Source organism: Alteromonas sp. CNT1-28, from assembly GCF_022348345.1.
GTDB classification, from domain to species: domain Bacteria; phylum Pseudomonadota; class Gammaproteobacteria; order Enterobacterales; family Alteromonadaceae; genus Alteromonas; species Alteromonas macleodii.
Genome location: NZ_JAKREZ010000001.1, coordinates 381,876 through 393,319, shown reverse-complemented (window position 1 = coordinate 393,319; position 11,444 = coordinate 381,876). Strand labels below are relative to the sequence as shown.

Here is an 11,444-nt window from a genome sequence, read left to right as displayed (position 1 = left end):
CCCTTGCCATTCGGATTATCTTCCCCTCAGTCAGGGTGATTCAGGTTTCTTTCAACCTGACGGGTTTGCCAGCTTCGCTGGGCAAACAAAAAAGCCCCGTCAAACGGGGCTTTTTAAAAATACTATACGGTGGCTTGAATAGGCTTAGCCTTTTTCTACCTGACCAAATTCTAGATCTACTGGAGTAGAACGCCCGAAGATAAGCACCGATACTTTTACGCGGCTCTTTTCGTAGTCTACTTCTTCTACCACACCGTTGAAGTCTGCAAATGGGCCATCGATAACGCGAATAACTTCGCCTGGCTCGAACAGCGTCTTTGGTCTTGGCTTATCAACGTTTTCTTCAAGACGATTTAAGATAGCGTCAGCTTCTTTCTGCGTGATTGGCATAGGACGGTCAGATGTGCCGCCGATGAATCCAAGTACGCGAGGTACGCTTTTCACTAAGTGCCATGACTCTTCTGTCATCGCCATTTCTACCAATACGTAACCAGGGTAGAACTTACGCTCAGATTTACGCTTTTGACCCGCACGCATTTCTACTACTTCTTCTGTTGGTACTAGTACCTGACCGAAGTAGTCTTCCATGTTGTGCATTTTGATGTATTCAAGCAGGGTCTTCTTAACGCGAGACTCATATTGTGAATAGGCTTGAACTACGTACCATCTTTTCTTTACTGCTTCTTCTTCAGACATACGGTTATGCTCCTATTCCTGTAATAAAGCCAACTACACGAACGATGATGCCGTCTAGTCCCCATAAAATTAGTGCCATAATTAACGTCGCTGCAAGCACGATAAGTGTAGTTTGGTTCGCCTCTTGGCGAGTTGGCCACACAACCTTGCGAACTTCTGTGCGAGACTCTTTAGCAAAGCTCAAGAAGGTGCTACCTTTTTCGGTAGTTGCCGCGATGAAACCAGCTATACCAACAACTACAACAATTGCGATGGCACGGTATAGTACCGAGATCTCACCGTACATTGTATTAGCGGTTACTAAACCGGCAAGTAGTGCAAAAACCACTACCCATTTAAACATGTCCAATGCATTGGACTGATTTTCCGTCTTTTCGCTCATGTTACGATCCTAGCACTACAGCGTCGTTGTTTTACGCATCTAAAAAATGCGCAACTTAAAAATTCTTAGTTTAAGTAAATTTGGCAGGGGTGGAGGGACTCGAACCCCCAACCATCGGTTTTGGAGACCGCTGTTCTACCAATTCGAACTACACCCCTGTGGTGTCGATAAGACAAAATTTACTTACACTGCCCTTGTGAGTTGTGCGTCTTTTCTAAGGAAAGTGCGGTATCGCAAGGGAGGGACGCGTATTATACTTAACCACTTTCAAGATACAAGCGGTTTATCCATCCCATCTGCGATTGAACGCTAATTCGCACATTGTCTATTCAACGCCTATAAATCCGCCCGTTTGGTGCGCCCAAAGCTTGGCATATATGCCATTGTGCGCAATAAGCTCGGTATGGGTTCCCTGCTCTACAATGTTGCCCTTATCCAGAACAAGTAACCTGTCCATTTGCGCAATGGTCGACAGTCGATGCGCAATAGCCAGCACGGTTTTGCCTTCCATCACTTTATCCAGACAGGCTTGAATTGCCGCTTCAACTTCTGAATCTAGCGCTGATGTGGCTTCGTCCAGCACTAGTACAGGCGCGTCTTTTAGCAATACGCGAGCTATGGCAATGCGCTGGCGCTGACCGCCTGAAAGCTTAACGCCTCGCTCACCTACATGCGCGTCGTACCCTGTTCTACCGTGACTATCGGTAAGCGTAAGAATAAAGTCGTGCGCTTCGGCCTGTTTGGCCGCACGTATCATACCTTCTTCTGTCGCATCCGTTCGACCGTAAAGGATATTGTCGCGTACCGAGCGGTGCATCAGTGAAGTATCTTGTGTCACCATGCTGATTTTGGCGCGAAGGGTTTCTTGGCCTACTTCAGTAATATCTTGGCCGTCAATGACAATGCGACCACTCTGGGTATCGTAAAAACGCATGAGCAAATTAACCAATGTCGATTTACCCGCGCCAGAACGCCCCACTAAGCCCACTTTTTCTCCGGGCCTAATGGCTAAATCCAAGTTAGTGAACACATCAATAGGTTTGTTATCTGCACCTGAATAGGAAAAATGCACATTATCGAAATTAATCCCGCCGCCATTTACCTTTAACGCGTCGGCTTTTGGCTTGTCTTTCACTGCTATCGGCTGTGCTAGCGTATTCATGCCATCCTGTACCGTGCCTAAGTTCTCGAACAAGCCTGATACTTCCCACATAACCCAGTGCGACATACCGTTTAGTCGCAAACACAGACTAATAGCAATGGCGATATCGCCCGGGCTCGCGATGTTTTCCATCCACAAATACACAGATAGCGCACCAATGGTGAAAATAAGAATGGCGTTAGCCATTTCCACGCAGAATTCCAACACGGTAACCAAACGCATTTGCGGGTAAACCGTCTTAAGAAAACCATCCATACTTTCTTTTGCGTAATCCGCTTCGCGGCGACTATGTGAAAACAGCTTCACCGTTGTGATATTGGTATAGCTATCGACAATACGCCCAGTCATTAATGAGCGCGCGTCGGCTTGCTTTTGCGAGACTTCTTTTAGTTTAGGTACCAGCACCTTCAAGATTCCGATATACACAAAAAACCACACGATAAGCGGCATGGCTAAGCGCCAGTCAGTGCTGAAAATAAGCACTACCATAGAGATAAAATAAACGCTGATGTACACCAGCAAATCGAGAACCTTGGTCACGGTTTCTCGTACCGATAGCGCAGTCTGCATCACCTTGGTGGCCACACGGCCGGCAAACTCATCGTGAAAGAAGGTTAAACTTTGTCCAAGCAAATAGCGGTGCGCTTGCCATCTAATGCGCATGGGGTAGTTCCCCATCAAGGACTGACGAGAAAACAACGAGCGCAACAAAATAAACAATGGAATAAAAACGAGCACGGTTAAACCCATGCCAATGAGGGTAAATTTTTGGTCGGCTAAAAATGTGTCTCGGTTTTGATCAGAGAACCAGTCAACTAACTGCCCTAAAAAGCCAAACAACGCCACTTCTAACATGGCAACAATGGCACTTAGCACGGAAACAGTAAGGATTACGCCCCACATGCCTTTTGTGTAGTACTTACAAAAGGCAACGATACCTGTTGGCGGTTGGGTAGGCGGCGTGTCAGGGAAAGGCTGGGTCAGCTTTTCAAAAAATGAAAACATGTAGAACTCGTTAGTTATTCAGTGACAGAGCACGTTTACGTATGCCCCAAAATACTGGGTCACAATTCTACACGATAACTGAAAGTGTGTTGAACTTTGCGGTGCTTTTTTACCGCAAAGCTCGTTTAACATTAATTAATATTTGGCACAGGCTGATACTTGGCGAAAATTATTATTTGGAGAAGCGCTTACATAAAACAACTCAACACTAAGCTAATTTCCTGTCAGTCTTCACTCTGCAAAGCCCAATTGAGCGAGTATGCTTTCTACTTTTTCAGCGTGCTCAGCCTGCCACTGTTCAAGTGACATGGAGCCATCTTTCTGGGCTCGCTTTTGGGCAATGTCATAGGCTGCTAGCGCCTCATCTTTTGGAATTACAGCAATGCCCTCTTCGTCTGCAACAATGATATCTCCGGCGTGAACCGTTACACCTGCACAGGAAATAGGCTCATTTAACGGCGATATGCACTTTTTGGCTCCTGGCTTGGGTATAACGCCCCTGGCAAATACCGGAAATTTGTTGTCACGGGTTTCTGCAAGATCTCGTATAACACCATCAATCACGAAACCTTTTATGCCGCGAGACTGGGCTATCGCGCAGACGTTACCGCCCGCAACAGCGAATTCATCATCGGCTTCCACAACAATAATGTCACCGGGGCTTGCGCGATATATCGCCGCATGCAGCATAAGATGGTCTCCCGGCTCACACTTAACGGTAAATGCTGGACCCGCAATGCGTGGCATGCCTTCCCACAATGGTTTTATCGCATAGTGCATGAACTGCTCTCTTGGCAGCGCATCGGCGTACTCACAGGGTGATACGCTATCGAAAGGGGTATTGTGTAAGTCCATCGCCGTTCCTTGAATGTTGTAGTGTGTGAAAAAAAACACTATAGCGAAATTAGCCCTACAAGTTGTTACAAGCTGTGTATTTTCACTATAAACACTTTTTCTATCCCCCCCGCCATGCTAAAAATTAGTAAAAAGCGTGCACGCAATACGCCACACCATTCTTTCGAAGGGATGTACAGGTTTAGCAACGCACTAAAACAATAAGCGGCAAGCCCAAATGTCGCCCAATAAAATGAAAAGGAAAACTCGACATGTTACGTAGCGTTTTAAGCTTAAGCGTGGCACTGGCCCTCACGGCTTGTAGCCCACAAAATTCATCCACAGAACAACAGACACAGAGCGCGGCTACCGAAGAAGCTCAGCAACAGCTTTCTTCAGGTGTCATTAAAGAAAATATGGATCTGTCTGTTGACCCGGGTGATGACTTTTTTCGCTACGTAAACGGCAAATGGTTTGATAATTTTGAAATACCGGCAGATAAATCGAGCTACGGTTCTTTCGTGATCCTTCGCGATGAAGCACAAGATCACGTTATGGATATTATAAAATCGTCTGCCGAAGGCGACTTTAAAGCGGGCAGCGACGAGCAAAAAGTCGGTGATTTTTACCGTGCCTATATGGACATGGAAACCCGCAACGAACTTGGTATGACACCGCTAAAGCCTGAGTTAACTAAGATTGAAGCCATTGAAGACTACACCGACCTTGCTGAGTATTTCGCTTATGCAGCTCGCTATGGCTACGGTACACCGTTCAGCCTAACTCAATACCCTGACCTTAAGTCGCCAAAAGAATATTTGATGTACACGTGGCAGTCGGGCTTAGGCCTTCCTGAGCGCGAGTACTACTTCAAGGACGACGAAACATCACAAACCATTCGCGATGCCTACGTTAAACATATTCAAACCATGTTTGAGCTGGCGGGTTTCGACGCGCCTAAAGAAAGTGCGGATATGCTGTTCGCACTTGAGACTAAGATTGCTCAGCTACATATGAAAAAAGAGCAGGCCCGTAACTTTGCTGCCAACTATAACAAACTGACAATTGAAGAACTTAAAGCGTTAATGCCTAAGTTCGACTGGGACGCTTATCTTACTGAAGCAGACATTAGCGACATTCCTTCGCTAGGCATCCTGCAAAAAGACTACATGCAAAACATTGATGGCGTTATTGCAGATACTTCACTGGAAGATTGGAAAACGTTCCTTAAGTGGGGCTTGTTAAATGCTTCAGCCAGTCGCTTAAATGCCGAGCTTGATGAAGCAAACTTCAATTTCTACAGCAAAGTGCTTCGCGGTGTTGAAGAGCAACAGCCACAATGGCGTCGTGCAGTAAGCCTTTCAAATGCCCATGTAGGCGAGCTAATCGGTAAGGTTTATGTAAAACAGCACTTCCCGCCTGAAGCGAAAGATCGCATGATGGAAATGGTTAATAACCTGTTGTTAGCTTACAAAGAAAGTATCGAAAATCTTGATTGGATGACAGATGAAACTCGTGCACAAGCACTGGACAAGCTGTCTAAGTTTACCGTGAAAATTGGTTACCCGGACCAGTGGAGAGACTATTCAGCGCTGACAGTTAATGCCAGTGACCTGTTTGGAAACCTAAAGCGTTCTTCGGACGTGCTGTACGAAGAAATGCTTAAGAAACAAGGCGGCCCAGTGTGGACCCATGAATGGGGCATGACACCACAAACTGTTAATGCTTACTACAACCCTCCGCTAAACGAAATTGTATTCCCTGCGGCTATCCTTCAACCTCCGTTCTTTGACATGAACGCCGAAGATGCGGTTAACTACGGTGGTATTGGTGCGGTAATTGGTCACGAAATTGGCCATGGCTTTGATGATTCAGGATCTACCTTCGACGGGGATGGCGTTCTGCGAAACTGGTGGACTGACGAAGATCGCGGCGAGTTTGAAGCACGCACTGCAAACTTGATTGAACAGTATAACCAGTTTGAGGTTCTGCCTGACTTGCACGTGAACGGTGAATATACCCTAGGTGAAAACATCGGCGACCTTGGCGGCATCAGCATCGCACTTAAAGCTTACCATCTGTCTCTTGATGGTGAAAAAGCACCTGAACTAGATGGTTTCACTGGCGATCAGCGTGTATTCATTGGTTACGGTCAGGTTTGGGCAAGCAAATATCGCGAAGAAGCGTTGCGCAGCCAAGTACAAACCGATACCCATTCACCTACGAAGTTCCGCACTAACGGTGCTGTTCGCAACGTACCTGAATTCTACGAAGCGTTTAACGTGACCGAAGAAGATGCGTTGTATTTACCACCAGAAGAACGCGTGAAAATTTGGTAATTCGCGTACTCTAAACACAGTACATAGAAAGTAGCGTACATAAAATACAATAGCTAAAGCCCCATGTTTGCTTCACCAAACTGGGGCTTTTTTTGTCGTGTTGAAGTGTATGACTGAGCAGTTTCAAAAAGGCTAAATATGAATGTAAGAACAACTATTGTCTTTAGCAGCTTAGCGTTGATTTACCTGGCGACGCTGCCGCTTACCCCCTACGTGGCGCAATTCTTACCCAAAGCCCTGCCTATTGTGGTACTGGCAGTTTTCGCCTATACAAAACTTAGCGCCATGCCGCGATACATGGTGTTGGCGGCGTTACTTTTTAGTCTTGCCGGAGATGTTAGTCTGGCCTTGCCCTTTGCTGATAGTTTTATTACCGGCTTGGCGTGCTTTTTTGTTGCCCATTTAACGTATGCTATGTGTTTTGCGTTGCTGCATCGCCGCCTACAAGAAACGCCCGGCGACCATATCATTTCGCGCATACCAAAGTGGTTAATTAGTATTATTATGGTTAGCTTTGCCGTAATGATGGCAGTGCACATTCTGCCAGCGTCGAAAGCCTTATTTTACCCTGTAGTCGCCTATATTAGCGTAATCACACTGATGGGTTTAACCGCGGTGTGGTTAGCTCAAACCAAGCTAATCGTAACTGGTGCGCTACTTTTTGTGATATCAGATGCCATTCTCGCCCAGTCGGTTTTCAAAATCCCGCTTCCACTGTCTACCTTTTGGGTAATGACAACTTACTATGGTGCCCAATATTGCTTAACCATGGGGCTTGTTGATGCGTTTTTGAGAAAAGAGAACAGGCAGGAAGAAAAGGGTCAGGCCTAGTTAGACAACGACGTTAAAACGTCTATCGCCAAGTCGGCTTTTTCAGCTGGCACAAAAATATGGTCGTGATAATAAGCGGCCACCACGTTGGCGCTAATTCCTGCCTTACCCAGCGCGGTGGACATAGCTGCAGTCATGCCTACCGCTTCCAAACTAGAATGTACTTCACAGGTTATACAGCGGTAATAACCTTCAAATGGCAAGTTAGCTTTCTCGGCTGCAATAACCGGAAGAATAAGCGTGGTGCCCTCGCGTTCCTGAAACATACCCTTAGCTACTGAAATCAACGTACTAGTTAAGCTATCAGCAGGCAAGGTAGTGAAAACGTAATCTTCACTACTCGCCACAGGATTCAGATTTTTCAGTAACACGCCCAAGTCAGTTTCAGCGACCACACTCAACCTTCCTTTGTATAACGTCAATACTTATTTATTGAAGCTCTTATTAAAGTTTTCGGGCTCTAATACGCTTTCCTTTGATCTTACCTTCTCTAAAGTGCGCCATGGCTTTTTTCACGCTTCGCGTTTTCACTGCGACAAAACTCATGCTGTTTTGCACTTTAATTTTGCCCAAGTCATCGCCAGGAATGCCCGCATCTTTGGTAAGTGCACCCACCAGATCGCCTGGGCGAAGCTTTTCTTTTTTACCCGCGCTTAGTGAAATACAGGTAAATTCAGGCTGAGTAATTTTGTTTTTATGAAAACGCAGGCTTTGTGCGCCTTTAAGTGGAATATCGCTTTCTTGCAATACTTCTATTTTTCGCAAAAAGTGCTCTTCGTCATCGCTGACTAGCGTGACCGCCATGCCCTGTGCGCCTGCTCGCGCCGTGCGACCAATGCGGTGAATATGGGTTTCCGGCTCTTCACTTACCGTGTAATTAATTACGCAGGCAACATCATCAATATCCAGCCCTCGCGCAGCTACATCGGTGGCAACAAGTACTTGTAGCGCATCGCTGGCGAACTGCATTAGCACCGATGTGCGTTGATGCTGTTCCAAGTCCCCCTGAAGTCCAGCTGCGCTAAAGCCATCTTCGATAAGCTCCTCAACCACTTCATTTACCTGAACCTTGCGGTTACAAAATACAATGGCGTTTTTAGGTTGGTAGTGGGTAAGTACCGCTTTAAGGGCCTGAGTGCGTGTGTGCGGGAGCACGTTGTAGCCCAATTGGGTGATAGCGGGTTTATTGTCTTGAGACTCAACTTTACAGGTTTCCGGGTTGTGCAGGTACTGCTTGGCTACACGCTCAATTTGTTCTGTAAAGGTTGCAGAAAACAACAGGGTTTGCACTTGTTTCGGCGTTTGACCGAAAATAATGCGTAAATCATCTTCAAAGCCCATATCTAACATGCGGTCGGCTTCATCGAGGACACGCAACTTTACGTTACTTAGGTCAACTCGACGCTTTTCCACATGGTCCATTACGCGGCCCGGCGTGCCCACAATGATGTGCGGGCTATGTTTCAGTGACTGAATCTGCGGCCCCATAGGCTGGCCACCACATAACGTGGTTACTTTAATATTACCGATGTTCTTAGCCGCCGTACGGCACTGTTGAGCCACTTGATCAGCAAGCTCTCGGGTAGGACAAAGTATGATAGCCTGCGTGGTAAAATCATTCACTTCTACGTGCTGCAAGGCAGGAATTACAAAGCACAGTGTCTTGCCGCTGCCCGTCTGCGCTTGGCCTATCACATCTTTCCCCTGCAACGCCTCAGGGAGCGATTGTGCCTGTATAGGGGAAAGTTGGTAAATGCCTTGTGAGTCTAGCGCCTTGGTGATGGCAGGGTTTATATCTAAATGCTTAACTGTTTCAACTGTCATTAATTTGGGTTCCAAAGGTGCACTACACCATGTTCGGTATGATGAGCTATGCCGTATTCTTGGGACACCATGTCACTCCAGGAAGAAAGCTGCTCATTAAACTTGTCACTCATTTTCACACCGGCCGCCGCTAACTTGAGCTTCTCTAAAACCAAAACACAGGTGTCTTTCTTTGACAGTGCTAGGTAGGCCGTTGAAATGTCGTACTTACTCGATAGGGTTATTGTCTCACATTTAAATTGTTTTGGGTTACATCCAAAGTCAATTGCCCCCTGAGAACCGAAAATAGTATCAATTTCGTTGTTGATCAGTGCATCCACTAATGCCTGCCACGAATCATAGGCTTTTACTTTGAAGCCCTTGCTAATGGCAACATCGTATCGATAATCTTCAAGCAACGTGCCTACCCTGAATGTTCGTGGCACATTATCAAAAGAATCAAAATAAGGTTTATTGATTCCATAGAGCCCGTGCATATTTCGAGAAACAGGCGTTATCCAATGAAAAACTTCATCACGCTCATCAGTTCGGATAATTGAAAACACCAAAACATTCGATTTAGACATGGATTCTTTAGCTATGCGTTCCCAAGGCGCAGAGAGAATTTCTTGTGGCAGTGCCATCTTATCAAGCACGTCTTTCACCATATCAGCGGCTATACCTTTCAACTCGCCCCTCTCTCCTCGCTCTGAGAACAAAGGAACGATGTCTGCAATAATCCATAGATCATCAGCATCAGCGTTTAAGCGCCCCGTTAAACTTATTATTCCTAAAGTAAGTTCAGCAAGGGAAAAACTTGTCTTGAGGGCGTGTTTCATCTCTTGTGCTTGCGTAGAGAAGTAGCTGGTATTCTTATACTGTCCGACCAGTTCGGTTAATCGCTCGGCGTATTCAAAGGACATCTTCGTTTTATCAACTGCAATGTAGCTCACTGCAATAGAGGCTGACTTCCCTCCGGCATTAGGAGTACAGGGAATGCCGCCTCCACATTCGAAAGCCAAAAGTGGCGAGACCCAGTAATAGTCTTGCTCGTTTTCATCATCTCTAATGAGATTGAATAAAACTTGGGGCTCTCTTGGCTCGTATTTAAAAAGTGGCTTTGCTTCAAGACGAATGTTCGATGAGGCGGCTTTTAGCAATGCCAACGAGTATAAATCGATAGCATCGGTATCCGCTTGCGAGAATGTACTGGGGAAGTTGTGAACGTAGGTATAAGACAATGCTTGTGCCCTACCAGCAAAGCTCACTAGGGCACATAAACAGACAACAACAAAAACTACGCTTGAAATGCCTTTTCTAATTTCCACTGCAACGTCTGCCCCGCATAAAATGGAACCATATCGGTGCCATCAGCTAGGGTTACTTGTTCTGGCACCGTCCACGACTCTTTAACTAATGTCATTGTAGTCGTATTTCGCGGTAAACCATAGAAATCCGCGCCATAATGGCTAGCAAATCCTTCAAGCTTATCTATTGCGCCTAGCTGCTCGAACACTTCGGCATAAAGCTCAATAGCAGACCATGCGCTATAACAACCCGCGCAGCCGCAAGCATTTTCTTTTTTATGCTTGGCATGAGGTGCCGAGTCGGTGCCTAGGAAGAACTTTTTGTTCCCGCTTGCCACCATATCGCGCAAGGCTTTTTGATGCGTGTTGCGTTTTAGTACTGGCAAGCAATAGTTATGAGGGCGTACGCCGCCAACCAGTAAATCGTTGCGGTTTAACAATAAGTGCTGAGGGGTAATGGTGGCTCCAACAAATTCGCTGGCGCCCGCTACGAAGCTTGCGGCATCTGCTGTTGTAATATGCTCAAACACCACTTTCAGCTTAGGGAATGCGTCAACGATAGGCCCTAAATGGGTATCAATGAACACTTTTTCACGGTCAAAAATATCAATGTGATGTTCGGTCACTTCACCATGAATTAGCAACAATAAGCCTTGCTCTTGCATGGCTTGAAATACAGGGTATAAAGCCTGAATGCCTTTCACAGCCGCATCAGAGTTAGTAGTGGCCCCTGCAGGATATAACTTACACGCTGTAACGCCCGCTTGCTTCGCATCAACAATATCTTGAGGCGTGGTTTGGTTAGTAAGGAATAAGGTCATTAATGGCTCAAAGCTACTGCCTTTAGGTCGCGCAGCTTCAATTCGCCCTTTGTACGCCATGGCCATTTCAGCATTAACCACCGGTGGTACAAGGTTTGGCATAACAATAGCACGCTGGAAACAACGTGCGGTTGCAGGCACTGTTTCAGCTAGCATTTCGTTATCGCGAAAGTGAAGGTGCCAATCGTCTGGCGTAGTAATGGTGAGCGTTTGCATGCCTTGTCTCTCTTAGTACTTATTCAAACAGAGGGGAAGATGCGCGCA

Annotated in this window: 10 protein-coding genes and 1 tRNA gene; 2 read left to right on the top strand and 9 right to left on the bottom strand. The window is 46.3% G+C overall.

What is annotated here, in order from left to right; all coding sequences use genetic code 11:
• Nucleotides 1-144 precede the first annotated feature (144 nt).
• The 5 genes from nusG to MHN02_RS01665 form a co-directional block, all read right to left on the bottom strand.
• Nucleotides 145-696, bottom strand: coding sequence for a transcription termination/antitermination protein NusG (gene nusG, locus MHN02_RS01685; RefSeq protein ID WP_014951044.1), 552 nt, complete (start codon nucleotides 694-696; stop codon nucleotides 145-147).
• 4 nt (nucleotides 697-700) lie between these two features.
• Nucleotides 701-1,078 carry a preprotein translocase subunit SecE gene (gene secE, locus MHN02_RS01680; RefSeq protein ID WP_014951045.1) on the bottom strand — a complete coding sequence of 126 codons (378 nt, stop codon included), beginning with the start codon at nucleotides 1,076-1,078 and terminating at the stop codon, nucleotides 701-703.
• A gap of 81 nt (nucleotides 1,079-1,159) precedes the next feature.
• Nucleotides 1,160-1,236: transfer RNA gene (locus MHN02_RS01675), tRNA-Trp, on the bottom strand.
• A gap of 167 nt (nucleotides 1,237-1,403) precedes the next feature.
• A complete protein-coding gene (locus MHN02_RS01670) occupies nucleotides 1,404-3,245 on the bottom strand; it encodes an ABC transporter ATP-binding protein (RefSeq protein ID WP_014977622.1) in 1,842 nt (613 codons plus the stop codon).
• Nucleotides 3,246-3,476: 231 nt separating this feature from the next.
• Nucleotides 3,477-4,100: an RraA family protein gene (locus tag MHN02_RS01665; protein WP_239244282.1), complete on the bottom strand. Its 624-nt coding sequence runs from the start codon at nucleotides 4,098-4,100 to the stop codon at nucleotides 3,477-3,479.
• 251 nt (nucleotides 4,101-4,351) lie between these two features.
• On the opposite strand from MHN02_RS01665, the gene MHN02_RS01660 reads away from it, so the two are divergent.
• A complete protein-coding gene (locus MHN02_RS01660; protein ID WP_239244280.1) occupies nucleotides 4,352-6,418 on the top strand; it encodes a M13 family metallopeptidase in 2,067 nt (688 codons plus the stop codon).
• A gap of 138 nt (nucleotides 6,419-6,556) precedes the next feature.
• Nucleotides 6,557-7,249, top strand: coding sequence for a lysoplasmalogenase (locus MHN02_RS01655; RefSeq protein ID WP_239244278.1), 693 nt, complete (start codon nucleotides 6,557-6,559; stop codon nucleotides 7,247-7,249).
• Here MHN02_RS01655 and MHN02_RS01650 read toward each other — a convergent pair.
• The 4 genes from MHN02_RS01650 to pyrC are packed head-to-tail and all read right to left on the bottom strand — an operon-like array spanning nucleotide 7,246 to nucleotide 11,396.
• Nucleotides 7,246-7,644 carry an ACT domain-containing protein gene (locus MHN02_RS01650; RefSeq protein ID WP_239244276.1) on the bottom strand — a complete coding sequence of 133 codons (399 nt, stop codon included), beginning with the start codon at nucleotides 7,642-7,644 and terminating at the stop codon, nucleotides 7,246-7,248. The two genes, MHN02_RS01655 and MHN02_RS01650, sit on opposite strands and share 4 nt — an antisense overlap.
• Before the next feature lie 49 nt (nucleotides 7,645-7,693).
• Nucleotides 7,694-9,073 carry an ATP-dependent RNA helicase DbpA gene (gene dbpA, locus MHN02_RS01645; RefSeq protein ID WP_239244274.1) on the bottom strand — a complete coding sequence of 460 codons (1,380 nt, stop codon included), beginning with the start codon at nucleotides 9,071-9,073 and terminating at the stop codon, nucleotides 7,694-7,696.
• Nucleotides 9,073-10,380 carry a transporter substrate-binding domain-containing protein gene (locus MHN02_RS21760; protein ID WP_239244272.1) on the bottom strand — a complete coding sequence of 436 codons (1,308 nt, stop codon included), beginning with the start codon at nucleotides 10,378-10,380 and terminating at the stop codon, nucleotides 9,073-9,075. Before MHN02_RS21760 ends, dbpA begins: the two co-directional genes overlap by 1 nt.
• Nucleotides 10,350-11,396 (bottom strand): dihydroorotase, encoded by a 1,047-nt coding sequence (gene pyrC, locus MHN02_RS01635; protein ID WP_069945097.1) that lies wholly within the window; start codon nucleotides 11,394-11,396, stop codon nucleotides 10,350-10,352. Before pyrC ends, MHN02_RS21760 begins: the two co-directional genes overlap by 31 nt.
• Nucleotides 11,397-11,444 lie beyond the last annotated feature (48 nt).